This window comes from Pedobacter gandavensis (assembly GCF_014172405.1).
Classification (GTDB): domain Bacteria; phylum Bacteroidota; class Bacteroidia; order Sphingobacteriales; family Sphingobacteriaceae; genus Pedobacter; species Pedobacter gandavensis.
Genome location: NZ_WNXC01000010.1, coordinates 195,198 through 219,841 on the forward strand (window position 1 = coordinate 195,198; position 24,644 = coordinate 219,841).

The 24,644-nt window shown below is 39.8% G+C and carries 24 protein-coding genes; 14 read left to right on the plus strand and 10 right to left on the minus strand.

Features of this window, described 5'->3' with window-relative positions; genetic code table 11:
- Positions 1-231: 231 nt before the first annotated feature.
- Positions 232-1,161, plus strand: a complete 930-nt coding sequence (locus tag GM920_RS22080) for a sugar phosphate isomerase/epimerase family protein (protein WP_235964610.1) — start codon at positions 232-234, stop codon at positions 1,159-1,161.
- Between the two features lie 117 nt (positions 1,162-1,278).
- Here GM920_RS22080 and GM920_RS22085 read toward each other — a convergent pair whose 3' ends face one another.
- The 4 genes from GM920_RS22085 to GM920_RS22100 all read right to left on the minus strand — a co-directional run bounded on the left by GM920_RS22085 (position 1,279) and on the right by GM920_RS22100 (position 5,581).
- Positions 1,279-2,142 (minus strand): glycine betaine ABC transporter substrate-binding protein, encoded by an 864-nt coding sequence (locus GM920_RS22085; protein WP_182961560.1) that lies wholly within the window; start codon positions 2,140-2,142, stop codon positions 1,279-1,281.
- Positions 2,143-2,209: 67 nt separating this feature from the next.
- Entirely contained in the window at positions 2,210-3,037 is an 828-nt protein-coding gene (locus tag GM920_RS22090) for an ABC transporter permease (RefSeq protein WP_182961562.1), read from the minus strand.
- The gene (locus tag GM920_RS22095; protein WP_182961564.1) at positions 3,037-4,275 is read right to left on the minus strand and encodes a quaternary amine ABC transporter ATP-binding protein; all 1,239 of its coding nucleotides are present in this window, start codon (positions 4,273-4,275) and stop codon (positions 3,037-3,039) included. The genes GM920_RS22090 and GM920_RS22095 overlap by 1 nt, the downstream gene beginning before the upstream one ends.
- A 16-nt stretch (positions 4,276-4,291) precedes the next feature.
- The gene (locus GM920_RS22100) at positions 4,292-5,581 is read right to left on the minus strand and encodes a porin (protein ID WP_182961565.1); all 1,290 of its coding nucleotides are present in this window, start codon (positions 5,579-5,581) and stop codon (positions 4,292-4,294) included.
- A 323-nt stretch (positions 5,582-5,904) separates the two neighbouring features.
- Between GM920_RS22100 and GM920_RS22105 the strand changes: the two genes are divergently transcribed.
- The 4 genes from GM920_RS22105 to GM920_RS22120 all read left to right on the plus strand — a co-directional run bounded on the left by GM920_RS22105 (position 5,905) and on the right by GM920_RS22120 (position 9,499).
- Positions 5,905-6,498, plus strand: coding sequence for an HD domain-containing protein (locus tag GM920_RS22105; protein WP_182961566.1), 594 nt, complete (start codon positions 5,905-5,907; stop codon positions 6,496-6,498).
- Between the two features lie 315 nt (positions 6,499-6,813).
- Positions 6,814-7,650, plus strand: coding sequence for a DUF6266 family protein (locus tag GM920_RS22110; protein WP_182961567.1), 837 nt, complete (start codon positions 6,814-6,816; stop codon positions 7,648-7,650).
- A gap of 124 nt (positions 7,651-7,774) precedes the next feature.
- Entirely contained in the window at positions 7,775-8,224 is a 450-nt protein-coding gene (locus tag GM920_RS22115; RefSeq protein WP_182961568.1) for an SRPBCC family protein, read from the plus strand.
- Between the two features lie 48 nt (positions 8,225-8,272).
- The gene (locus GM920_RS22120; RefSeq protein WP_182961570.1) at positions 8,273-9,499 is read left to right on the plus strand and encodes a TCR/Tet family MFS transporter; all 1,227 of its coding nucleotides are present in this window, start codon (positions 8,273-8,275) and stop codon (positions 9,497-9,499) included.
- A 10-nt stretch (positions 9,500-9,509) separates the two neighbouring features.
- Here GM920_RS22120 and GM920_RS22125 read toward each other — a convergent pair whose 3' ends face one another.
- The 3 genes from GM920_RS22125 to GM920_RS22135 form a co-directional block, all read right to left on the minus strand.
- Positions 9,510-10,037: a GNAT family N-acetyltransferase gene (locus tag GM920_RS22125; RefSeq protein ID WP_182961572.1), complete on the minus strand. Its 528-nt coding sequence runs from the start codon at positions 10,035-10,037 to the stop codon at positions 9,510-9,512.
- A gap of 93 nt (positions 10,038-10,130) precedes the next feature.
- Positions 10,131-11,555: an aminotransferase-like domain-containing protein gene (locus GM920_RS22130; protein WP_182961573.1), complete on the minus strand. Its 1,425-nt coding sequence runs from the start codon at positions 11,553-11,555 to the stop codon at positions 10,131-10,133.
- 27 nt (positions 11,556-11,582) lie between these two features.
- Entirely contained in the window at positions 11,583-13,163 is a 1,581-nt protein-coding gene (locus GM920_RS22135) for a M1 family metallopeptidase (protein ID WP_182961575.1), read from the minus strand.
- Between the two features lie 272 nt (positions 13,164-13,435).
- Here GM920_RS22135 and GM920_RS22140 point away from each other — a divergent pair, with 272 nt between their 5' ends.
- The 6 genes from GM920_RS22140 to GM920_RS22165 all read left to right on the plus strand — a co-directional run bounded on the left by GM920_RS22140 (position 13,436) and on the right by GM920_RS22165 (position 17,257).
- Complete coding sequence (locus GM920_RS22140) at positions 13,436-14,341, plus strand: class I SAM-dependent methyltransferase (protein WP_182961576.1); 906 nt, start codon at positions 13,436-13,438, stop codon at positions 14,339-14,341.
- A 53-nt stretch (positions 14,342-14,394) separates the two neighbouring features.
- Positions 14,395-14,868 (plus strand): GNAT family N-acetyltransferase, encoded by a 474-nt coding sequence (locus tag GM920_RS22145; protein ID WP_182961577.1) that lies wholly within the window; start codon positions 14,395-14,397, stop codon positions 14,866-14,868.
- 311 nt (positions 14,869-15,179) lie between these two features.
- A complete protein-coding gene (locus GM920_RS22150) occupies positions 15,180-15,443 on the plus strand; it encodes a hypothetical protein (protein WP_182961578.1) in 264 nt (87 codons plus the stop codon).
- 84 nt (positions 15,444-15,527) lie between these two features.
- Entirely contained in the window at positions 15,528-16,094 is a 567-nt protein-coding gene (locus tag GM920_RS22155; protein WP_182961579.1) for a hypothetical protein, read from the plus strand.
- Between the two features lie 26 nt (positions 16,095-16,120).
- A complete protein-coding gene (locus GM920_RS22160; protein WP_182961580.1) occupies positions 16,121-16,687 on the plus strand; it encodes a hypothetical protein in 567 nt (188 codons plus the stop codon).
- A gap of 39 nt (positions 16,688-16,726) precedes the next feature.
- Entirely contained in the window at positions 16,727-17,257 is a 531-nt protein-coding gene (locus tag GM920_RS22165) for a hypothetical protein (RefSeq protein ID WP_182961581.1), read from the plus strand.
- 101 nt (positions 17,258-17,358) lie between these two features.
- Here the strand turns inward: GM920_RS22165 and obgE are convergent, their stop codons facing one another.
- The 3 genes from obgE to GM920_RS22180 form a co-directional block, all read right to left on the minus strand.
- Positions 17,359-18,363: a GTPase ObgE gene (obgE, locus tag GM920_RS22170; protein ID WP_182961582.1), complete on the minus strand. Its 1,005-nt coding sequence runs from the start codon at positions 18,361-18,363 to the stop codon at positions 17,359-17,361.
- A 116-nt stretch (positions 18,364-18,479) separates the two neighbouring features.
- Positions 18,480-19,049 (minus strand): adenylate kinase, encoded by a 570-nt coding sequence (locus GM920_RS22175; RefSeq protein WP_182961583.1) that lies wholly within the window; start codon positions 19,047-19,049, stop codon positions 18,480-18,482.
- 437 nt (positions 19,050-19,486) lie between these two features.
- Positions 19,487-20,689: an MFS transporter gene (locus tag GM920_RS22180; RefSeq protein ID WP_182961584.1), complete on the minus strand. Its 1,203-nt coding sequence runs from the start codon at positions 20,687-20,689 to the stop codon at positions 19,487-19,489.
- 88 nt (positions 20,690-20,777) lie between these two features.
- Here GM920_RS22180 and GM920_RS22185 point away from each other — a divergent pair, with 88 nt between their 5' ends.
- From GM920_RS22185 to GM920_RS22195, 3 genes are all read left to right on the plus strand, one after another.
- Entirely contained in the window at positions 20,778-21,635 is an 858-nt protein-coding gene (locus GM920_RS22185) for a helix-turn-helix domain-containing protein (protein WP_182961585.1), read from the plus strand.
- Between the two features lie 64 nt (positions 21,636-21,699).
- Positions 21,700-22,164, plus strand: coding sequence for a DUF2147 domain-containing protein (locus GM920_RS22190; protein WP_182961586.1), 465 nt, complete (start codon positions 21,700-21,702; stop codon positions 22,162-22,164).
- A 72-nt stretch (positions 22,165-22,236) separates the two neighbouring features.
- Positions 22,237-24,636 carry a TonB-dependent receptor domain-containing protein gene (locus GM920_RS22195; RefSeq protein WP_182961587.1) on the plus strand — a complete coding sequence of 800 codons (2,400 nt, stop codon included), beginning with the start codon at positions 22,237-22,239 and terminating at the stop codon, positions 24,634-24,636.
- Positions 24,637-24,644: the final 8 nt, after the last annotated feature.

Genomic DNA, 24,644 nt, shown 5'->3' on the forward strand with positions numbered 1-24,644 from the left:
GGCAAATAAATGGAGAACAAAAGAGGTAGAACTACTCCAAGGCTGAATTATTTTGAAGCAGCCTTCGGGCTGCATCAAGATAATCCTATTGTCCTAACCTACCCTCTTTCTTAGGAGGATAAAAACAGTATTTAGCCAAGACGACGATGACTTATACCAACGAGGCTAAGATTTTGAATTATCCTTGCAAATTAAAAATAATCTGTATTTTGACTTTTCCAGGTATAAATTATGATGAATTACAATAGAAGAGATTTTTTGGGGACTACTGTGCTCGCAACAACCGCTACCCTTTTGACATCAATGAAAGCAATTGAACCCGAAGAATTCATTTCTCCGAGAGCCGTTAAAGGTTTTTCATTGCACATTATGGCGCCTTACTGGGGCTTCCAGGGCTCTGTAACCGATTTCTGCAAAAAGGCAAAACAGGATGGATATGATGGTGTGGAAATTCTATGGGCTACAGACATTGCTCAAGAGCTATTTACTGCACTAAAACAACATCAACTTTCAGTAGGCTTTCTTTGTCGCGGGGACGAACCTGCTCCCGCAGCCCATTTTGCAACTTTCAAAAAGGTACTGAAAGAGGCCGCGGAGAACAAATATCAGAAACCGCTTTACATCAATGTGCATTCCGGAAAGGACTTCTTTAAATATGAAGACAACAAAAAATTTATAGATTTTACGGTTCAATATGCCAAAGAAACGGGGGTTCCAATTTATCATGAAACCCACAGGTCCAGGATGCTTTATTCCGCACCAGCATCTTTACGATACCTGGAAGAAAACCCAGATCTGAGACTAACATTAGACATCTCTCATTGGTGCAATGTGAGTGAAAGCATGCTGGAAGACCAAAAAGAAACCGTTGACCTGGCACTTTCCCGCACAGACCATATACACTCCCGTGTGGGGCATGAAGAAGGGCCACAAGTAAGCGATCCACGTGCACCAGAATGGAAGAATGCCGTAGCAGCACATTTCGCATGGTGGGATAAAGTAGTCGCCATAAAAAAACAACAAGGCAAAATCCTGACGATGTTAACCGAATTTGGGCCACCAAGTTACATGCCTACCCTTCCCTATACCAACCTTCCAGTTGCCAATCAATGGGAGATAAACACCTATATGATGCAAACCTGGAGAAAAAGGTATATGTAAATTCTAATGTTCCAATTCTTAGCAACAAAAACTTCCCTGTTTTATTTAGAACAGGGAAGTTTTTTATGATCAGGCAATGTTTCTCCTTAGGATAGGAGTTTGAAAAACCACCTCAAATTACTCCGAGTCTGATTTTATAAAAGAACGCAATTGCATTTCCAGTTCCTGATGTTTACTTAACCATTCCTCTACTGCTGCTTTTTCATTGGTATTGTTTTCCAAAGCGGCCATTAATGAACCTAATTCATCTTCATCCAATTGGAAGTTTCTAAAAAACTCTGCCACCTTTGGTTCTGCAGCAACAAAATGTTTGTTGGCTACCGTCTGAATGGTTTCTACCGCACCAAAAACAGCTTTAGGATCATTCAAGAACTTCAACTTATAAGTACTAAAGATGTAATGTGGTGACCATCCGGTAATTACTACCGGTTTCTTTGCGTCAATATTTTTCTTCAGCACAGCTAGCATTGCTGCTTCACTTGCCGATTGCAATTCCAGTTTTAAACCGTAATCCTTAATCGCTGCTTCTGCTTTGCTCATAATTCCAGCACCTGCATCAATGCCCACAATTTTACCGTCAAACAATGCTGCATTTGCGTTTAACTCTTCAACACTGTTTATTTTAACATAATCAGGAACCACAAAACCGATTCTTGCATTTTTAAAATTGGTACCTAAGACCTCCAGGTTTGCTCCAAATTTATCCAGATATTCTTTATGCGTTACCGGCATCCAGGTATCCAGGAAAACATCGGCATCACCACCGGCTACAGCGGCAAAAACTGGCGCCACATCGGCATTTTTCAATGCTACGGTATACCCTTCTTTTTCCAATAACGTTTTAGACAATTGCGTCATAGCTACACCTTCTGCCCAATTTACATAAGCTATGGTTACTTTTTTATCATTATTGGCTGGTCCGCATGAAGCGATCACACCAATAACCAATGCGATTAATATACTACCTACTATCTTTTTCATGTTGTGTTTTTTTTATATAATTTTCAAAACCAATGCATCATATCGTATGTCCCGAAGATAAAATCCCTTAAACTTTAGCGAGGTTTTTCGCTCCGAAAGACTGTGTAATCCTATCCAGGATCACGGCAAGAATGACGACGGCAATCCCTCCTTCAAAACCTAAACCGATTTTCAGCTGTGTAATACCTTTCAATACCACCTCACCTAATCCACCAGCCGCAATCATTGCAGAAACGACCACCATAGAAAGCGCCATCATGATCGTTTGATTTACACCGGCCAAAATTGTTGGCAGTGCCAAAGGCAATTCCACCTTAAACAACAATTGACGAGGTGTAGCTCCAAAGGAGCGTGTGGCTTCTACGATAGATGGGGGCACCTGACTGATCCCTAAGGTGGTTAACCTCACTGCTGGAGGCATCGCAAAGATGACTGTTGCAAAAGCGCCGGGAACTTTCCCCAGGCCAAAGAAAAGTACCGCAGGAATCAGGTAAACGAATGCAGGCATGGTTTGCATTAAATCCAGTATAGGACGGATTACTTTTCCAGCCATAGGATTTTTTGCTGCCCAGATGCCCAGTGGAACGCCCATCAGTAAGGCTATAAATGCAGCGGATAAAATCAGTGCGAGCGTAGCCATCGTTTGCTCCCAATACCCCATTCCCCAAATTAAACCTAGTCCGAGGATCGTAAAAACCGTTAAACCCCAGCCGGTACGTTTCCATGCTAAAAATGCGATTAAAGCGATCACCATATAAAATGGAGGAAACATCAGTACCCATTCCACAGCATTAACGACAGATTCTACGACCACCTTAATCAGGTTAAAAAATGAACCGAAGTTGAGTGTCAGCCAGTTTATAAATTGTTCTATATATGTCCCTATATGTATCATTATAAAATTTCTTTTTGAAGGTTATCAATTGTATTTCCCGTAACGTTTTCCCATGAAGCTCCTGTTGTTTCAATCAACAAAGAGGTTTGGGCAACGATTCCGATTAGTTTATTTGTTTTTTCATCCACCACAGGTACTGCTCTTCCATTTTCTGCGATAAAGGGCAGCATTTGTTCTACAGTAGTTTCCGGATAAGCAACTGGAATATCTTTGATGATTGCTTTTTCAATAGAAGTTTCTTTTTGAGCTTTCAAGTCTAAAAGATCTTTCAGATATACAAAGCCAAGGAAATGTTTATCCACCGACACTGCCGGTAAAGTGGTTAAGCCGGAGGTACGCATTTTACGTAAACTTCCTTCTACCCCATCCTTTTTGAAAATCGCTACGGTAGGCTTTTCAAAAAGCAAACTTGCCGCAGTAATAATCGATTTACGGTCTACTTTTTCAACAAAAGAAGCCACATAATCTGTTGCTGGATTTGTTAAAATATCTTCTGGTGTACCTATTTGTATAATTTCTCCATCTTTCATGATTGCAATGCGATCTCCTAAACGAATTGCTTCATCCAAATCGTGGGTAATAAAAACAATTGTTCTGTGCATTTTCTCCTGCAAGTCAATCAGCTCATCCTGCATTTGCGTACGGATCAGTGGATCCAGCGCAGAAAAGGCCTCATCCATCAGTAGAATTTCTGGATCATTGGCTAAAGCCCTGGCCAGACCAACACGCTGTTGCATCCCACCGGAAAGCTCGCCGGTATGTTGATTTTCATAACCACGAAGGCTCACCATCTCAATCACTGCTTTCGCTTTTTCCTCTCTTTCTGCTTTCGGGACATCTTGCAATTCAAGTCCGAATGCTACATTCTCTAATACCGTACGGTGCGGCAGCAGTCCGAAATTTTGAAATACCATCGCCATTTCTTTACGACGGACAGCCTGTAATTCCAGGTCGCCCAGACTGGTAATGTTTCTATGATTTAAAATTACGCTCCCTGCTGTTGGTTCAATTAACCTATTCAGGCAACGCAACAAACTTGATTTACCGCTTCCAGATAGTCCCATGATCACAAAGAACTCTCCTTGTTCAATGCTGAAGCTGGCATTCTTTACCGCTACAGTACAACCTGTTTCTTTGAGAATCTCCGCTTTGGACTTTCCTTGCTTTAATAAGGAAAGTGCGGTTTCTTTTTCCTTCCCAAAAATCAGGGTAAGGTCTTCTATTTTAAGTTTAGACATTTCGATAGATTTGATGTTAAAAGTAATAGCCGATATTAATGTTAAAACGACTGTGCCATTTGGCGTCTGGATTTCCTGCAGCTAGGCCATTTTGCCATTCAGGACCTAACCATGGTTGATTTTTTCCTGCTGCCCAATCCACATAAGTGATCAGGTTACCTGCATTAAGCATCATTCCCAATACATTCATTTGTGTATCAGTTGCCCCTTGCAGTGTCTTATCCATGTAGGAATAATTTTCATAAAAGGTGATCGAACTTACCGGACCAATTTTCACTGGTTGGGTAAAGGCGACAGATGCGGTATGCAGGTATGCTTTTGTGGCCACATCATAAGTGGAACCATAAGCGCCCAGATTTACGCTGTGGTTATATTGTGTCGAATCGGCCAGATGGTATTGATAATACATGGATTGCAGTTTCAGGTTGAACTTTCCAAAAGTCAGGTCGGTATGTATTGCTGCTGCCCATCTGGAGCCCATATTTCCGGTAGGAATGTTGTAAACACCCCCTAGCATTCCAGAAATACCAATTCGTTTATTTTCTGAGAGTAAATATTCTGTTTTTATGTTCCCTTGGTTTACCTCTTTATTTCTGCCGGCAACATCATAAGAATATCGCGAAGGATCGATACTGGTTTTATCGCCAAAATCTAATTCCATTGCACTTTTAAAGAAGGCCAAATCATACATCCAGCGGTTGCTGCGTTGATGAAACCTGATTCCCATGGATGCCTTATCTTCAAAGCCCAGGTAATAAGGAAGGTTAAAAAACCAGTTGTGAGAGTTATATGTCGTGTTCCCGAAGGGATTCTGAACTAATCCAATAGCTAGATTGGTACTGTCATTGAAGTGATAGGTTAAATACCCATCTTTTAAAAAAGAACCGCCGGAGGCTTTAGCATAAAACCGATATTCTGCATGGAAATCGAGTTTTTTATGGGAGGCATCTACATTGATTCTGAACATATCCAGTCCAAAATCTCCGCCTCTTTTTACTTGTTCTTTTTTCCAGGAGGAAAGGTTGTAGTTGAACCTTAATGCACCTCCGATTTTGAGTGTAGGCTGATCTGCCTGTTTTATGGAATCTGCCCTTTTTGCCTGGCCAATTGTATCTCTGTGTTTAATCGCATCTGACTTGTTCTTGGGAGATGCCTTATTTGCCCGGCCTCTAGTAGCAACTGCCCTTGACGAATCTGGCGCTAAGACAATTTCTGGTGGTATTAGTATTGGATCCTGCGCAAATGCGGCAAAAGGGGCAATAAAAAATAGTATTAAACAGCCTGTAAGCTGTGTGGGTTTTACCATAATAAGTAATTAATACAAATCAGTTCCATTACTGTTTGTAATCAAATGCTTTAAATAAAACATTAAATGAAAATCAGGGGGCAATCCCCTTAGACATTTGAACAGATTTACACCTGTTTCTTTTTAAGAAAATAACGCGCAAATTACGATGAATTCGCTGAGGTTTAAATTAAAAACATGACAAAGGTAGGAAAAATAACCCTAAAAACCAAGTCAACTGCCAAATTAGGCCCCCGGTAACGGGGATACACCTGACCAGAATATGATATAAAATGGGGAATAAAACCCTACTTTTGGCGTGTTAAAAAACAACAATTAGCCTTATGAATTTAACAGATTTGGCCAAACAAATGGCCTTCATCCACGAAATTGACAAACTCAAATATATACAGCGAAAAACCCGTCTATTCAACAGTGAGCGTCATGAAAACGATGCAGAGCACAGCTGGCACCTGGCCATGATGGCCATGGTTCTTGCCGAACACGCCAATGAGAAAGTAGACATTATGAAAGTAGTCAAGATGTTGTTAATTCATGATATTGTAGAGATTGATTCTGGGGATATTTTTTTATACGACAGTCAGGCGAATCACGACAATACTGCCGAAGAACAAAAGGCTGCAGTGCGAATTTTTGGCCTTTTACCCGATCAACAAGCAGAAGAATTTATTTCACTATGGGAAGAATTCGAAGCCGGAATCACTGCCGAATCTAAGTTCGCGAAGTCTATTGACCGACTAGAACCAGTCCTTCAAAACGTCTCAAATGAAGGTGGAACCTGGAGCGAATATGAAGTAAAATATGATACAGTGATCAAAAAAACAAGTAAAATGAAGGACGGTTCTCAGGTATTATGGGACCATACCAACTACTTATTTGAAGAAAGTATCAGCAGGGGAATATTGAAGAAAGATTAAAACCTTTTGATCTTTCTGTACTCATCCTCCCCCAATTCCTTTCCTATTGCAAACAGCTCGTATTCAGCAGCGCTGAAGCTGCATTGAGTATGAGGTCAGAATTTATAGGGTTCTAGCAGGCTTCTTCTAGGGGTTTGCTAGGGCCTAACCCAGCATATAGCCCTATTAACGGCGCTTTAATTCCCTAAAGAAGCAAGGTCAAAGCTTTAAAAAATACAGGCTCATATCGGACGCTTATTGGATTCTTTTAGTTACCTTCATCAAGTCTCCTCAAAGAAACAACCAACTCGCTACCAAACCATTAACCTCTTCATTATGGCCATCGCTTTAAACGGTCCACAAGGACATTTCAGTGGAAAAATTGGAAACCTCGTTTTCTATATGTTAAATGGTATTCCTGTGGTACGCCGTATTGGGCGTGTAGGAAAACCCAGTCGAGCTCAGCTCGCGAATCATTCTTCCATGTCTGTAACCAATAAATTATTAGCATCCATGAAAGGCTTTATTAAGCTTGGTTATGGACTACAGGCAAAAGGAACCCCACAAAATGCCCATAATCTGGCAACGTCCTATCACAAAAAACATGCTTTAACAGGTGAATACCCCAATATTAAAGTCGACTATAGTAAAGTAATATTGAGTAAGGGATTGGTTCCGGTTGCCGATGATCTGAAAATAGTAAAAACATCAACAGGGCTTGAAATCAGCTGGAATCCAACATATGAAGCAAAGGAAACACGCTATGACGATATTGTCATGGTGATGCTTTGCTATCCAGAATCAGATAAAGGTACTGAATACCTAAATATTGCCAGAAGAGAGGAAGGGAAATGTTTTATTGGATTGAGTGAACATCACCTCCAGCAACAAATAGAACCATACATCAGTTTCAGGTCTGCTGACGGAGAAAAAGTCTCTGACAGTACCTATTTGGGTAATATAAACGGCGAACAAGAGCGCCCAGAGGAAAGAAATAATCGAGAAAAATACAATCAGGTATCGAAAAGATTTGATCAGGTGGCCAATATTTACCACAGTCAGCTCAAAGAAAATGACGTGGATCAGCTGAACAGTAAAGCTTTCCGACATCTTCGAAAGGAGTATCAAGTATTAAAAGAAAAACTAGAGCGGACTCCTGGGAAACCTGGCTAATTGTTTCAAATTCTTAATTTCCCTGCATTAAAACAACTTTAAATGTATCTCTTTCCGGGTACATAATAGGCTATTTTAGCCTTGAATTTCGTATTTTAGTTCTTCATAAGTAAAGCGACAAAAGATGAAAACAGCAGCACTTGAGCTAGAATACCTATTGGATGCAACGGTTTCCAAGGTATGGGAGGCATTGACCAAAAATGCCCTTATGGAGAAATGGTATTTTAATCTGGCAGAATTTAAGCCCGAAATCGGTTTTGAGTTCCAATTTTATGGTTCAAAAGACGACACCCGATACCTTCACCTTTGCAAAGTGACAGAGGTAATTCCAGAGAAGAAGCTAAGCTACACCTGGAAATACGATCAATTTCCGGGCGAAACGACGGTTAGCTTTATGCTATTTGATATTGAAGGAAAAACCCGGTTAAAACTGAGTCATAGCGGAATAGAAAGCTTCGGCACTGAAAACCCGGACTTATCGAGGGCATCATTTGAACAAGGCTGGACTTATATTCTGGGCACATCGTTAAAGAATTTCATTGAAAACCGACACGAAATAACCCATAACCTGTAGGATCAGGGAAAAAAGCAATAACTTGCGCCTTCAAATCCTAAAAATTTTATGGCATCATCCAGAAAAGCGGCGTTAAGCTTCATTTTCATCACCATGTTATTGGACGTGATTGGCATTGGGCTGATTATTCCAGTGTTCCCTCAATTGATAGAACAATTGATACATGGCAATATAAGCGAGGCTTCACAATGGAGCGGCTTGCTCATGTTTGCTTATGCCATTATGCAATTCATCTGTGCCCCAATCATCGGTAACCTGAGCGACAAATACGGTAGAAGACCAGTATTGCTCTTCTCGCTATTTGGCTTCGGCATTGACTATATTTTTCTGGCTTTAGCACCTAGCATCTGGTGGTTATTTTTGGGACGCATTATTGCGGGTATGTTTGGTGCCAGTATGACGACCGCTACTGCTTACATTGCAGACATTAGTACCCTAGAGAACAGGGCTCAAAATTTCGGATTGATTGGCGCTGCATTTGGCTTAGGCTTTGTAGTTGGCCCTGCTTTAGGTGGTTTATTGGGTGAACTTGGGCCTAGAGTTCCTTTTATTGCAGCAGCGATACTTACTTTTATCAATGTAGTTTACGGTTATTTTGTATTGCCAGAATCCCTTGACAAAGCACACCGGCGTCCTTTTGAATGGTCCAGAGCCAATCCTATCGGCTCCTTACTTTGTCTCAAAAAATACAAAGGCGTGGGTGGCTTAATCGTGGCTTTGATTTTTATTTATATTGCTGGCCAGGCTTTACAAAGTACCTGGACTTTCATTAATATCGAACGTTTTCAATGGAATACTTTTCTAATTGGCATCTCCCTGGCCACTGCCGGAATCTTAGTCGCGCTGGTTCAGGGTGGTTTAATCAGGTACACCAGTCCAAAGTTGGGCAATGAAAAAAGCATTTACATTGGCCTTGCCTTTTCCACAATCGGCATGCTCTTATTTGCTTTTGCCAATCAAAGTTGGATGATGTTCGCCTTTCTTATTCCTTATTGTTTGGGTGGAATTGCGGGCCCTGCGTTACAAGCTACCATCTCTCAAAATGTTCCACAGAACGAGCAGGGAGAATTGCAGGGTGCTTTAACCAGTCTGCTGAGTGCCACCTCTATTGTGGGGCCATTGTTAATGACCAATTTATTCGCCTGGTTCACCAATCCAAAAGCACCCTTTCAATTTTCTGGCGCCCCTTTCCTGGCGGCAGCAGTTTTTATGCTAATCAGCCTATGGATTTGCAGGAATACGATGAAAAAGGAGTCCTTTATCAATAGAAAATAAAGAGCAAGATTTAAGGCTGCGCTCTGATCAGTATAACCGATGGAAAAGTTTTTCCGGCTATACTGATCTCTGGCGACGGCCTTTGTTGGAAACCATATTGCTCATAAAAAGCGATCATTTCCATTTCTTCGGCATTTTCCCTGATTTTAATTGCTTCATAGGACTTACCGACGCTCAGGCATTTTTCCATTAGAACTTCCTTTGCCCCGCTTCCTTGATATTCCTGAAGCACTTCAAAATCTTCCAGGTGAATCATGCGTTTATCCTGTAGGTCATCAGGAACATTTCCGTTTCCACTGAGATAGGCATAGCCGGCAGGCTGATCTGCCACATAAACCACAATCAGTTGATTAGAAAAAGTGTTTAAATTGTTAATGATGGTTGCGGTATTGAATTTATCATACAGGTAATTTTCGAGCTGGGTCGTATCCAAAATGCTGGCATATTTCTCCTGTCCACGTTTTTCTCCAAGCATTTGTAATAGGGCTATTCCTTCTTCTGAGGCTATAGTAAACTTTGTTTTTATCTTGCTATCCATTTTAATATTTTTTCAAAAGCCAAAAGTAAGCCGTACAAATCCGCGATTGGGGATCAGTACCCTAAAATCCATAGGGTACAGATTGCTTCATGATTATCGCTTCCCGGCAAACTGTCCGGCCTGTTTCAATACATCCAGACTTTGTTCTGTGTATTTAATGGCAAAAACAACCCTGAAGTACTGGTCAAAGGCATTGCTAAAAGAGAAAGTATGGCCGGGTGTGAAGCGTACGCCAATGTCTTCACAGCGTTCATGAAATTTGACCATATCCATTCCCTTATCCATTTTCAACCAGATACTATAGCCCCCTTTGGGCGTCGAAACGAGCATTTTCTCTGGAAAATGAGTAGAAATCAGTTCCATCGTTTGATAACATTGGCTAGCCAATTTCATCCGAAAAGTGCGAATATGACGCTCATAACTGGTTGTTGCCAGAATCTTCAACATGGTTTCCTGATAAACCGGGGATACAGTACTACCCAATGCAAATTTAATCTGCTCGGCTACTTTAAAAAACCTGCCGGTAAAGAGCCAACCCAAACGAATTCCCGAAGCCAGGGTTTTAGAGTAAGAAGAAAAGGTCATGACCAAGCCAGTATCGTCCATCGAACTGATATTTCCGGGGCGGTGATCTGTGAAGTTAAGGTCTCCATAGACATCATTCTCCAGGATTGGAATGTCTTTCGCTTTGGCAATTTGCAATAACCTCCACTTGTTTTCATCAGACATCAGGGAACCTGTTGGATTATGAAAATTTGGCGTCAGGGCAATCGCTTTTATCGGAATGGTTTTCAAACTTTCCTCCAGGAAATCCAGGTCAAAACCATCAGGATCCAGCACGGGAATCTCTACTACCTTAAGCCTCAACGTTCTTAATACCTGTAACATAGAAAACACACAAGGGCTTTCAATAGCAACTGCATCACCCGGACTTGTTACCGCAGCCATCGCAATATAAAAGGCCTGTAATGCGCCATCGGTAATGATCAATCCCTCGGCATCAAAATTCGCATGATTTAAGGCTGCACGTTTTGTGATGTGGTCTTTTAAGGGTTCTGAACCATTGGAAGGATAATAACGAAGGATCTTTGTCCCTTGCTCTCTAATGACCTGCTGCATGTTCCTCAAAATCATTTTTTGAGGAATGAAGGTATCATCTGGTGTGGCTACATTAAACTCATTGAGCCGGTGACGCAATAGCGGATCTGTATTGGAGGTGATGGCTTCTAAATTATTTTTAAACAGCTCGTCCCGAAGTCTGGCCTGACTGGGTTTAGCAAATCCAATCTCATTATTATCGCCTTTTCCTAAGGTCACGTAATAACCTGATTTGGGGATACTCTCCACCAAGCCCATAATAATCAATAGCTCATAAGCTTTTTGAATCGTGCTCAATCCAGCGCGATATTGTTGTTTTAGCTGCCTAACCGAAGGAAGTTTATGTCCTGGTTTTAACCTTCCTTCGGTAATGTTAAGCGCAATCTCCTGAGAGATTTCTTCATATCTATATTTGATCATAGAAGACTTAGGAAATGTGATTACCCCCTATTTAAAGCTCCCCTCTTTGTTAATCAACTGAAAATAGCCATCTAAATTCAAGCCCAAGGAGGTTTCGAATGCCGCTTTCAGATCTTCTGGTTGCGGGTGCTTATTCTTCCATTTGCTGAAATAATATTGAAAAGCTTTATCCATTTTATCCCGGCCTACTTCATTCTCCAGGATATACAACCATAAAGCTGTTTTCACATAAGAAGACATGCTGTACTCATCAGAGCTGGTAAATTTATCAGAAGGAGTTTCTATGGGCGATTTCATTGGAATAGAGCCTAGCGCATTGTACATGCTGTTTAAGAAGTCCTTTTCAGGCAGTTTCTTTACTTGCTCGGGGATGGCATCGCCAAAGAGACTATTAGAACGATATTTCTCTGCTTCATACCTGAATTGAAAATAACTATTCAGTCCCTCGTCTAACCAGGCGTGCTGACGCTCATTACTTCCCAACATACTCATGAACCAGTTGTGTCCAACTTCATGGGCAATCACCGCATCTAAGCTTTCTTTTTTTGCATCCGGACTGGTGATCAGGGTGATGGTGGGATACTCCATACCACCACTAGAATTATTAACAGGGCCTTCTACAACCTGCACCACAGGGTAAGCATACTCGCCAATCCATTTGCTGTAATGTTTAACCGCATCTTTGGTATAATCGATGCTATTGGTCCACAGTGTATTCTTTTTATCATGGTAATAAGTGAAGGCATCCACTACTTTCCCGGAAGCTTGCTGGATCGTATCATACTGAATCACAAAATTCTTTGCGGCAAACCAGGCAAAATCTGGTACACTATCCATTTCATAGGTCAGCATTTTGGTTGCTGCTTTATGAATCGGTTTATAAAGTGCGGGTTTACCTGTTCTGGTTTTGGCATTTTCAGCACCTAGTTTTTTATAAAGCGCGAGTTCATCTGCGTTTTGCAACACTCCAGTGGCACCTACCACATAATCTGAAGGCAAAGTAATGTTTACCTTAAAAGAGGCATAATCGCTGTAAAACTCTCCCATATCAAGATAAGGGAACTCATGCCAGCCATTTTTATCAAATACAGCCGGTTTTGGATACCATTGGCAAATCATAAACTCTCCATCGGCAAAACCAGATCTCGAGAAATAAGATGGTAGTTTTACGTTAAAATCGGTGCTGATATTAACCGAATCACCAGGTTTTAAAGGAGTCGCCAATTTTACTTTGATCACATCAATGTACTGTGGGTTAGGATGAGCCTCCGTAACAGCCAGCTGGCCATTCACCTTGAAATTTAAGCCATCAATACTTCCGTAGCTATACTTTTCCATTTTCTTACTTCTGCTGGTGTCATTTTTCAACTGCTGAAATAAAGCCGTAGATTCTTGTTTATAGGCATTTGGCCAGATGTGGAACCAGATAAAGTCTAGCGTACTTGGAGCGTTGTTTTTGTAAACGATTTTTTCCGAACCTTTGAGGGTCTTCGTCTGATCATTTAAGGTAACATCAATCTTATAACTAACCGCCTGTTGCCAATATTTATCCTGCGCAAAACCGAAACTACTAAAGCATACAAAAAGGATTATCAAGCATTTTTTCATTCTTCTGGGTTTATTTTTAAATTAACAAATGCTTAAAATCAAGCACCTCATTTATGTTTTTTTTATTTCTTTTCCTCTGGAATAGATTTATGAAATCTCAGGCGCAAAGATCAAGCCCTTTCTGAATTTCCTATTTAATTCATGCCAACAAGCTTCATCAAGACAGCTAACCAACTATAGACCAGTCAAATATTAACACAATTTAACATTTGCGCTTAATCCTTAAGGAAAAAAATAATTAGATTTATTATAACCAAACCAATAATACTAAAATGTTCCACAAAGAAAGCTATGAACTCCATGAAAAATGGTATAACGAGAAGTTTCCAACGCCGGAAGCTAAATCCGATTATTTTAAAAAGAGCCGATACGAAGATACCACAAGCATAGGATCATGGCTACAAAGTTTGTTTTTTGATTGTCTGAATCCGCTTTTAGAAAACAAAGCACAAAAATGGCTGACTGTAGGTGATGCCTATGGTTTTGACGCCAGGTATATCCTCAACAATGGCAATCAGGCTACCGCTACGGACCTCAACACTGATTTCTTAAGCATTGCCCATCAGGAAGGCATCGTAAATGATTTCCGGTCGGAAAATGCAGAGAAACTCTCTTTTGAAGACAATAGTTATGATTTTGTCCTTTGCAAGGAGTCTTACCATCATTTCCCAAGGCCATATTCTGCTTTGTACGAGATGATCCGTGTGTGTAAAAAAGGAATTGTGATCATTGAACCACAAGATCCAATCTCCAAAATGCCTTTGTTATTGTTTATGGTGAACACTTTAAACTCCATCAAAAACAACCTGGGTTCCAGCGTATGGAAAAACCGTTTCTCCTATGAGCCAGTAGGCAATTTTGTCTATAAGGTTTCGGAGCGGGAATTTGAGAAATTTGCCGCCGGACTTAACTTACCAATGGTTGCTTTTAAACGCATCAATCCGAACTTCTATTTTAGCGGTGCTGAAGGTATTACTGCAGACAAAAAGAACAAGAAATTTAGATCCATCTATCTCAAAAAGTCTCTTCTTGACCTATTATTGAAGTTAAAGATCATCCCTGGACAAGTGTTATCAGCGATAGTCTTCAAGGAAATCCCTACAGCAGCAGAATTGCAACAACTTAAAAAAGAAGGATATAAAATACAGAACATCCCAAAAAACCCATATATTAATTAAGGTTTAACCGAAGCTGAGTTAAAGCGGAATCACAGCTCGCAAAATGATATGCCATGAATAGCACCGTACACCTTAGCAGAACAAATCCTGATCATTTAGATTTCAGGAAACTCATTGCACTTTTAGATGAAAATTTAAATGAAAATAACGGCGCTGAAGCGCAGCTGTTTTTCAAGCAGTTCAATAAAACCGATGACATTAAACATGTGATTATCGCTTACATGGAAGGAGTTGCAATAGGTTGCGGTTCCATCAAGGAATATGACCCGAAAAGCATGGAACTGAAACGGATGTTTGTACATCCTGAATTTAGAAACACTGGTATTGCCTCACAAATCCTGGTTCATCTGGAAAATTGGGCACAGGAGATGGGCTATGAAAGGTGTATTCTGGAAACCGGAGAGAAACAGAAAGAAGCGGTAATGTTGTATCAGAAAAGAGGGTATCAGGTGATTCCGAACTATGGTCAGTATGAAGAAGTAGCGAGCAGCATTTGCATGGAGAAAATTCTCAATAAGCAAATATGATCCCTAAGAGCGCATGCTTCAAAAATAAACGGTTTCCTGTTAATTTTAAAATATTATTCCTCGTCATCTTAGGCTTTAATCCGCTGCTTTCTTTTGCTCAAAAACCTGTAAAACAAGCATCCAATAAGGTTCTGTTAGAAAGAAAAATATATAAGATTACACAGCGAGCTAAACTTGAGTTTATTAAAGATAGCATTGCGATCCATAGTTATAACTTCAAACTAAAAATCAGTAAAACAAAGGGAAATAAAATTAAAGTCGACCAGCTGTTGGTTAGCGACTCACTCTTGTATAAAATATTCCCAGGTTACATGAAGTTATACGACATTGATTATAAATTCTTATTTAAGAATAGAAATCAGGTGACCCTAATTATTCCCATCCTCATCGCAAATGTGGCTAGTATATCCGTAAGTGAGTTTGAAAGACAGAAGGGACAACCTTTGGTAAGCCTATCGTCTGCATTGGAAACAATGAAAAGATCTTTATCGGCTATCGCTTCAGACGATAGTCAATTGGAAGAGAATGTGGTGATTTTATCACCAAATATTACTGAAATTTATAAAATTCAATAGGATATATTTAAATAACACTTACGCACAAATAAGACTTAGTGTTGCGCTTTACATGATTAAGAAATCATCTACAATTCGATCTTTATGCAAGTAATCAAAATACTAATCCTTATTATCTTTGGCTTTATCTCAGTCCATTCAGTTGCACAAAAACCTCCAAAACAGCAATCGGATAAAGCCTTACTGGAAAGAAGTATCATTAAAATTATAAAGCGGAATGTAGCTGATCGTATTATAAAAGACAGCATTGCGATATATAGCTTCAATTTTAAAATTGAAATCACAAAAACTAATGAAAATAAAATCAAGGTAGACCAGCTTTTGGTTAGCGACTCACTCTTGTATAAAATATGTCCAAATTATAGTCAGTTTTACGACCTCGATTATAAATCCTTATTAACGAATCGGGATCATGTGACCTTAATTATTCCAATTATCATCGCGAACACCGCTTCTATATCTACAAGGGAATTTGAAAATCAGAGATTTGAGACTTTGATCGGGATAAAATCAGTGGCAAAAACTATGGAAGAATCCTTTATAAGGATAGCTTCAGGGGATAAGCAATGGAAGGAAAATGTTGTGGTATTAAGGCCAATCGATATTGAAATATTTAAAATTGATCTCCATCCAAGTTTAAGGAATCAATAAAGTCAAAACTGAATTTAATACTTATCATGAGAGTAATCAAAATACTAATCCTTATTATTCCAGTCTTTATCTCAGTACATTCGGTTGCACAAAAACCTCCAAAACAGCAATCGGACAAAGCCTTGCTAGAAAAAAGTATTATTAAAATTATACAGCGGAACGTAGCTGATCGTATTATAAAAGACAGCATTGCGATTTATAGCTTTAATTTTAAACTTAAAATTACCAAAACAAAAGAGCATAAAATTAAGGTAGACCAGCTTTTAGTTAGCGACACATTAATGTATAGAATATACCCGAATTACAAGCAGTTTTACGAGCTCGATTATAAATCGCTATTAACGAACCGGGATCATGTGACCTTAATTATTCCTATTATCATCGCGAACACCGCTTCTATATCTACAAGGGAATTTGAAAATCAGAGATTTGATGCTTTAATTGGGATAAAATCAGTGGTTAAAACTACAGAAGAATCCTTTACAAGGATAGCTTCCGGCAATAATCAATGGAACGAGAATGTAGTGATCTTTAGGCCAATGAACACTGAAATATTTAAAATTGACCGCCATCCAAGTTTAAGAAATCACTAAAGTGTAAGAATCAATCTCCCTACTTAGTCAATAATCCATATGAAAGTATTTAAAATATTGTTACTTCTTATTGCTGGTTTTATCCCTCTACACTCATTTGCTCAAGAACCAATAGCACAGGATCCTAAAAAGATTCTGATGGAAAAAGAAATAGGGAAGATCATAGCTAAGAACAATGCGCGTCATGTTATTAAAGATAGTATTGCCCTTTATATTTATAATATCAAGCTAAAAGTCTCTAAAAAAGGCGAGAAAATAAAGATCAATCGGCTTTTAATGAGCGACCCGCTGCTGTACAAAATAATTCCAGATCACAAGAGGCTGTACAACATAGATTATAAATTCTTATTAACGGATCGAAATCAGGTGACTTTAATTATTCCGATTATTATCGCGAATGTAGCTGAAAGATCGGTAAGTGAGTATGACAGACAGAAAGGAGTGCCTTTAATACCTATAAAATCCACCTTTAGACAAATAGATAAAGCCTTGACAAGGATAGCCTCAGACGATAAACAATGGGATGAGAATGTAGTAATCACCATGCCATACACCATTAAAATAGAATAATCAGTAAAACTAAAAGCCCCTTCTGCTGTCGTTTAGACAAAAGAAGGGGCTTCTTTATATTCGATGTTCTGAATGCTTATTTATAGGAGCACATTTGTTGTTTATGCTTCTTCATTAATGGATTCCCACAACATATCTTTCAATTCAGTTAAGCCTTTTTGAGCAACTGAAGAGATAAATAATGATGGAACATGAGCAGGGATCTCCTTTTTCATTTCTGCCATCAACTCTTCATCCAACATATCAGATTTAGTGATTGCCAATAAATGAGGCTTTTGCATCAATTCCGGATTGTAATCTCTCAATTCAGTTTTAAGAATCTCATATTCTTCAGAAATGGTACGGTGCGTATCTGCAGGTACCATAAACAGCAATACAGAGTTTCTTTCAATATGACGAAGGAAACGGAAACCTAAGCCTTTACCTTTTGAGGCACCTTCAATAATACCTGGGATATCTGCCATTACGAATGACTTGCCACCACGATAGGCCACGATACCAAGGTTAGGAACCAAAGTAGTAAAAGGATAATCTGCGATTTCTGGTTTCGCTGCTGACAATACAGAAAGTAAAGTTGATTTACCTGCGTTAGGGAAACCTACTAAACCTACATCAGCCAATACTTTTAATTCTAAAACCATCCATTGCTCTTTACCTGATTCTCCAGGTTGTGCAAAGCGAGGTGTTTGTAAGGTTGGCGTTTTAAAGTGCCAGTTACCCAATCCACCACGACCACCGGCAGTTAGAATTTTGGTCTCTCCATCTTTTGTAATTTCGAAAAGCACTTCTCCTGTTTCCGCATCTTTAGCGATGGTTCCAAGGGGTACATCCAAAATTTCATCCTTACCAAATTTACCAGAAGAGGTACCGCTTGATCCTGGTTGACCATCTTGAGCAATAATATGCTTACGATATTTTAAGTGGAGTAAAGTCCAGAACTGTGAGTTTCCTCTCAATATGATGTGTCCACCACGCCCACCATCACCACCATCAGGACCACCTGTAGAAGTGCGTATATCACGATGCAAGTGTGAAGACCCTGCCCCTCCCTTACCTGAGCGGCAGCATATTTTAACATAATCTACAAAATTTGATCCTTGCGACATAACCTTCTTTTTTAAAAATAAAAAAGCCGACTTATAAAGTCGGGCTTTTGCGATACTGGTTTAAAACAGCACCAAATTTATGATAAATATGCCGGTTTTTCCGGCACATCTTTTTACTAATACTGATCAACAACCGCACGTAACTCGGTAAAGATCGTATCGATATTACCGATTCCGTTTACTTTACTTAGTTTACCTTGCGCTTCGTAATACGGCAAAACATGAATCGTTTTGCTGAAATACTCGTCAATTCTTTTTTGCAATTTATCTGCCTGATCATCCGCACGACCGCTTTCCAACTGACGTTGCGCGATACGTTTGGTTAATTCTTCCTGATCAACATCTAAAGCGATTACACCAGCAATACTACTGCCCTTGCTCTCTAAAAACTCATCCAGTGCGATAGCTTGTGGAACTGTACGTGGAAACCCGTCAAATATAAAGCCTTTAGCTTCTGGATTTTTATCCACTTCTTCTTCCAACATTGCGATGGTGATAGCATCAGGAACCAATTGTCCGTCTGCGATCAACTCACTTACCTTCTGCCCTAGTGGGGATTGATTTTTAATGTGAGCCCTAAAAAGGTCACCTGTTGAGATGTGAATCAATTGATACTGATCGATCAATTTCTGAGATTGAGTGCCTTTGCCTGCACCCGGTGGGCCAAAGAGAACAAAATTAAGCATTTGGTTTGTCTTTAAAATTAGAAAGTTTCCTGCTTTCGCATGACAACTTTAGTTTCATGTTTAGTGTAATTATTCAATGATCCCAGCCCCAAATCCTTACCCGGCAAATCCACCTGGGGAAACAAAAAGATTTCAAATCATCTGTTCATTCAGTCTTCAAAACCAGCCTATCATTTTGAATGACCATTTCTAGAGGATTCAAGGTCAAAACTGAAGATTTCTTAAAGAATTCAGCAATTTTAGCTCGAATTACCTGTTTTAATGTTCAAAACAAGTAAAGTCCTTTTGAGGTTGCAAATATATAATTATTAATTTAGTATACTTAATTTTTGACAAATTCTTAGCCATGAATTTGATGTTTATGTTAATAATAGGCCTAAACATCGTGTAAATATAACACTATGGTGTTTAGCCCTTAAAAAACTTCAATAAAAAGCTTAAGCGGCAGCAGTTTTAGAGGGAATTAAAACCCTCGCTCTGGCAGAAATCAGTACAATTACCAAGGCCATACTACTCCATGCAAGCATCTGCCAGGTAGCTCCCTCCCATCCTCCAAATTTCCAGGCCAGTAAACCGGCATAAGTTCCTACTGCAGCACCGATAAAATAGGTGGTCATGTAAATGGTATTTAGCCGGCTATGCGCCGCTTCATCCAGGCTATAAATTCTGGTAAAATTGGTGATTTGTGTGGCTTGTACCCCAATGTCGAGAAAGAAGACGCTGATGATCAATACGGCCATAGAAAAAGGGAATAATTTGATCAGGATGATACTACCAATGATCATGGACACGGTGATCAACAAAGATTTATACACGCTTCCTTTGTCCGCCAGCTTTCCAAAATACGGGGCTACTAAAGCCCCTCCTATAGCAATCAGACCAAATAAACCAATGGTTCCGGCATGAAAATTTAAGGGCGCTGCACTCAAATGAAAAGTCAATGTGGTCCAGAAGGAACAGAACACGCCAAAAGTGAAGGCACCCAGGATTGCCGCTTGTCGGAGGACACGATATTCTTTGATTAATAACAAGGTAGATTTGAGCAGACTGCCATAATTCCCTTTGAATTTTGCCGGTGCTTCTGGAAGGTATATTTTCAAAAGAACGGTCATGATCAGCACCATACACGCGGAAAATCCGAACACGGAACGCCAGCCAAACCATTCGGTCAGGAGGCCAGCCATCACTCTTGCTCCTAAAATCCCAACGAGGATTCCGGAAAACACCTTTCCTACTGTTGCCCCTCTATTTTCCTTCCCTAAAGTGGCAGCCATGGGCAGGATGATTTGGGCTGGGGTAGAAAATAATCCGACGAAAAAACTGAGTATGGAGATTTGCAAAAGTGTGGTAGAGAAACTCACCAAAATCAGCGTTAAGCAAAGTAAAGAAGCCAGTAAAACGATCAGGTTTTTCCGGTTCACCTTATCGCCAAGAGGAAGCAGGAAAAACATTCCTAATCCATAGCCTAGTTGTGAAATCATAGAGATTTTTCCGATTTCACTCTCTGAAGCCTGCATCGTAATTCCTATTTCCCTAAGAATTGGCTGGTTATAATACACGTTTGCTACTATAATTCCTGCGGAAACTGCCATTAAAGGAATCACTCCTACGCGTATCTTTGTACTTTGATTGGGTACCATAATTGATCATTTGATGAATGCTGCAAAGCTATCACCCGAGCAAATCTATAAATGGTAGATATTCATCTTATACTTGTAAAAAGCAACTGTGAAAAGATTTATTCAGCATGAAGCCTTGTTTGTAAGGCATTTTGAAACGGAAAAATGGCCTTTTCCTTTGCACAACCATGACCATTACGAACTGATATTTATTCATTCAGGTAAAGGTGTTCATGCCCACAATCAAGTAAATCAGCACTATTCCGGAAGAAGTTTATTTTTACTGGCCCCACAGGATGCACATATTTTTGACATTGAGGAACGCACAGAATTCAGCGTTTTGAAATTCAACAACTTGTATCTGGAGGGCGTTTCAAATGAAAAGACATCCGCAGCATGGAAAAAACTAGTGGATCATTTACTGGCGATTGGGGCAACTTATGATACTTGTTTGGTGAAATCTGAGCATGATCTGGAGAAAATCGAACAATTGATGAGGTTAATCGTACAAGAATGGGAGGCGAACTCAGGAACGGGCAATGAGGTAATGTTTCATTTGATCCGTGCTGTGTTCAGTATACTCAAAAGAAATGCAATTGGAAATATCATCCTTACTCCTTCTTCCAATGGCGATCTGGTCATTTCAATTATTGAATTTATCCATGCACACATCCATCAACCAGAAGCACTAAAACTTAGCGTACTAGCCCTGCATTTCAACTTTTCACCGAACTACCTGAGTAGCTTATTTAAGCGACAGGTAAAGGTTTCAATTAAGCAGTATATTGACGATTACAAATACAAATTGATCGAGACACAGCTTAATTCCGGTGTTAAGATTAAAAAAGAAATCAGTAATGATTTTGGCTTTAACGACTTGAGTCATTTCCTGAAATTCTTGAAAAAGTATGCGAACGGCGCAGAAGCTATACGAAGTCGGAATGACAACGGAAAAATGATACCTTAATCAAAAAAAGGGGCTATGAACTTACTATCTTAAACAGTAGCTTTATGAAAAGCACGATCCATCTATGCGCAGAATACTTTTTTTTACCATCCTGGTTATTGTTCTTCTTAGTGGATTACCGGCATTCTCACAGGAAAGCCCTCAGAATCCTGATCGGATAGTGGGCAAATGGATGACTGAAAAAAAGAACCTCATTGTTGAGGTTTACAAGCACGACCATAAGTACAAGGCCAAAATCGTTTGGTTTGATGACACTGATGACCTCAGTAGGCCTGCAGAAATGAGAAGAGACGACCAAAACCCTGATCCTTCCCTAAGGAAACGCAAGATCTTGGGTCTGGAGATTCTAAAACTACTGGAATACAACCAGAAAACTAATAGTTGGGAAGATGGCATCATTTACGATGCGCTAACCGGGAAAGAATGGAGTTCCTATGCTTTTATTACGAATAAAGGCCTGTTAAGAGTGAAAGGATATTGGCATTTCAAGATCTTTTCTAAAAGTGTAGACTTTGTACCGGTTAAATAACCGCCAAATCCCAGTACTCTCCAGAAAGAACACAGAATTGATTCGTAATTATGCAGAAACCGAATCAATTACATGTCGAAACCGACTTATTACCTAAGCTTGTTATTACTCTTTACTCTTGGAAATCTGGCCGTTTACGGGCAATCAAAGGGCAATATTTCCGGAAAAGTATCCGCCTTATCTTCTAAACACCCCATGGAATTTGTGAACATTGTGCTGAAAGCAGCAAAAGATAGCTCCGTAGTTGTTCATGAAGTTACCGATGGAAAAGGGGCATTTAATTTGAAAGCGGTTCCCTTTGGAAGCTATTTCTTACAGGCAAGTTTTATTGGTTTTGATGATGTTAAAACCCCTGTTTTCAGTTTAAATGGGACTAAGACCTTTCCATTGTTTATGGACGACTCGAAACAAACCTTACATGAAGTACAGGTTAGTGCCAGGAAAGCTATTTTTAGCAATGCAATCGACAGAAAAGTATACCAGGTAGACATGGACCTGATGGCAAAATCCGGATCGGCATCAGAGGTCTTGCAAAATGTACCATTGGTACAGGTAGATCTGAATGGCAATGTGAGTTTGAGGAACTCCACTGCGACTATTTTGATCAATGGGAAAGTTTCGCCTTTAATGGGAAAGAATGCAGCAGCGGTGTTACAACAACTCCCGGCAAATAGCATTGAAAAGATTGAGGTCATCACCAACCCTTCCGCAAAATATAAACCTGATGGTACAGGTGGCATCATCAATATCGTGTTAAAGAAAACGACAAAAAGAGGCTGGAATGGCAATCTGACAGGCAACATAGGCAATCGGGAGCGTTACAACGCCAGTAGTTCTTTCAGCTATAATCCGGGTCGATTGAATCTTTTTGGCAGTTACAGCATCCGCCAGGACGATCGGATTAGAAAAACCAGTAATGACCGCATTCAGCGAGATCCAGAAACTGATGCCACTAACAATTATCATGATCAGCTGGAATCTAAAACCCGTCCTTTCTCCCATATTGCGACCTTGGGAATAGACTATAACATCGATGACAAAAATAGCTTTGGACTATCTGGTAATTATTACCTCAGAAGCCAGTACAAAAACGACCTGACTGTTAAAACGGTAAGCAATTCGACGGGCTTGACACAGGATTATGATCGTAAACGGAAAAATTCAGAAGAAGAAAGCAATACCTCAGCCCTCTTATATTTTGAACATAATTTCTCAAAAGAGAATCATAAACTGAGGATGGAATTCAATATTGCGCATTCACCAGAAACAGAAAACAACCATTTTACCAATAGTTTTCGTTTCCCTATTCAGGCAGATCAGCAAGATTACACCTTGATTAAACAAACCGCAGATGTGAAAAATCTGACCTTAAACTATGAAAATCCACTCTCTGAAAACAGCAAACTGGAAGCCGGCTATGATGGGCAGTTTAATAAAAATGACCTGGACTTTTATGGGGCAGTTTTTCAGCCAGAAGATGGGGCCTTTGTAACTGACGCATTGAAAACCAATCGTTTCATCTATCGGGAACGTATTCATGCTTTTTACAGTACATTTTCCCATGAGCAAAACAAAATTTCGGTAATGGTTGGACTAAGAGCAGAGTATACTGACCTTAATTCCGCGTTAATTAGCGCTGGGACCTCCATCCCAAACCATTACTTTAAAGTTTACCCTACTCTACATTTCAGCTATAAGCTAAATGACCATAAGGAATTGCAATTAAATTACAGCAGAAGAGTTAGAAGACCGGAAGGCGATGATTTAAATCCTTTTGCAGAGTATGCAGACCCAACGAATATCAGGGTTGGTAATCCATATTTATTGCCGGAAATCATTCATTCTGTGGAAGCCGGCTACTTATGGCGCAAGAACGGATTGAGTATTTTGCCTGGTATTTATTACCGGTATACCTACAACCGATTCACTTCCATTACTACACCATTGAATGATTCCGTACTGGTCACAAAACAACAGAATCTAGCCAATGATCGGGCTATGGGCGCTGATGTGGTCCTGTCGGGAAATATCAACAGCAAGCTCAACTTAAGCCTGACACCTAATATTTTCTACAATCAGATTGATGCCAGTAATCTGGGTTATTCCAATAAGAAATCGACAATTACCTGGTCGGCTAATTTCAATACTGGTTATTTGATTTCAAATACGCTTAGTTTTCAACTGAATTCTATTTACAAATCTTCAAGGCTGAGTCCACAAGGGAAATTTCTACCCAGTTTTGTGATGAATGCTGCGTTGAGAAAAGATATTTTTACGAAGAAAGGGTCTATTTATCTGGCGGGTTCAGATTTATTTAAGACACAAAGGCAGGAGGTTGACTTGCAAGGCCCCTATCTGGTTCAACATGTAAAAACAAGTAGCAATTCGAGAATGATCTATCTTGGATTGAGTTATAATTTTGGCAGTACACCCAAGAAAAAGAAGGACGTACAGTTTGACAATAGTATATAAATAGCCCA

Excerpts from the sequence above, each read along its gene's own strand:
- GM920_RS22125 (WP_182961572.1), bottom strand. The coding sequence starts at position 10,037 with ATGGATAGCAAGATAAAAACAAAGTTTACTATAGCCTCAGAAGAAGGA.
- GM920_RS22175 (WP_182961583.1), bottom strand. The coding sequence starts at position 19,049 with ATGCTTAATTTTGTTCTCTTTGGCCCACCGGGTGCAGGCAAAGGCACT.
- GM920_RS22100 (WP_182961565.1), bottom strand. The coding sequence starts at position 5,581 with ATGGTAAAACCCACACAGCTTACAGGCTGTTTAATACTATTTTTTATT.
- GM920_RS22140 (WP_182961576.1), top strand. The coding sequence starts at position 13,436 with ATGTTCCACAAAGAAAGCTATGAACTCCATGAAAAATGGTATAACGAG.
- GM920_RS22165 (WP_182961581.1), top strand. The coding sequence starts at position 16,727 with ATGAAAGTATTTAAAATATTGTTACTTCTTATTGCTGGTTTTATCCCT.
- GM920_RS22095 (WP_182961564.1), bottom strand. The coding sequence starts at position 4,275 with ATGTCTAAACTTAAAATAGAAGACCTTACCCTGATTTTTGGGAAGGAA.
- GM920_RS22190 (WP_182961586.1), top strand. The coding sequence starts at position 21,700 with ATGCGCAGAATACTTTTTTTTACCATCCTGGTTATTGTTCTTCTTAGT.
- GM920_RS22145 (WP_182961577.1), top strand. The coding sequence starts at position 14,395 with ATGAATAGCACCGTACACCTTAGCAGAACAAATCCTGATCATTTAGAT.
- GM920_RS22135 (WP_182961575.1), bottom strand. The coding sequence starts at position 13,163 with ATGAAAAAATGCTTGATAATCCTTTTTGTATGCTTTAGTAGTTTCGGT.
- obgE (WP_182961582.1), bottom strand. The coding sequence starts at position 18,363 with ATGTCGCAAGGATCAAATTTTGTAGATTATGTTAAAATATGCTGCCGC.
- GM920_RS22105 (WP_182961566.1), top strand. The coding sequence starts at position 5,905 with ATGAATTTAACAGATTTGGCCAAACAAATGGCCTTCATCCACGAAATT.
- GM920_RS22195 (WP_182961587.1), top strand. The coding sequence starts at position 22,237 with ATGTCGAAACCGACTTATTACCTAAGCTTGTTATTACTCTTTACTCTT.
- GM920_RS22180 (WP_182961584.1), bottom strand. The coding sequence starts at position 20,689 with ATGGTACCCAATCAAAGTACAAAGATACGCGTAGGAGTGATTCCTTTA.
- GM920_RS22160 (WP_182961580.1), top strand. The coding sequence starts at position 16,121 with ATGAGAGTAATCAAAATACTAATCCTTATTATTCCAGTCTTTATCTCA.
- GM920_RS22115 (WP_182961568.1), top strand. The coding sequence starts at position 7,775 with ATGAAAACAGCAGCACTTGAGCTAGAATACCTATTGGATGCAACGGTT.
- GM920_RS22155 (WP_182961579.1), top strand. The coding sequence starts at position 15,528 with ATGCAAGTAATCAAAATACTAATCCTTATTATCTTTGGCTTTATCTCA.
- GM920_RS22080 (WP_235964610.1), top strand. The coding sequence starts at position 232 with ATGATGAATTACAATAGAAGAGATTTTTTGGGGACTACTGTGCTCGCA.
- GM920_RS22090 (WP_182961562.1), bottom strand. The coding sequence starts at position 3,037 with ATGATACATATAGGGACATATATAGAACAATTTATAAACTGGCTGACA.
- GM920_RS22110 (WP_182961567.1), top strand. The coding sequence starts at position 6,814 with ATGGCCATCGCTTTAAACGGTCCACAAGGACATTTCAGTGGAAAAATT.
- GM920_RS22120 (WP_182961570.1), top strand. The coding sequence starts at position 8,273 with ATGGCATCATCCAGAAAAGCGGCGTTAAGCTTCATTTTCATCACCATG.
- GM920_RS22085 (WP_182961560.1), bottom strand. The coding sequence starts at position 2,142 with ATGAAAAAGATAGTAGGTAGTATATTAATCGCATTGGTTATTGGTGTG.
- GM920_RS22130 (WP_182961573.1), bottom strand. The coding sequence starts at position 11,555 with ATGATCAAATATAGATATGAAGAAATCTCTCAGGAGATTGCGCTTAAC.
- GM920_RS22150 (WP_182961578.1), top strand. The coding sequence starts at position 15,180 with ATGAAGTTATACGACATTGATTATAAATTCTTATTTAAGAATAGAAAT.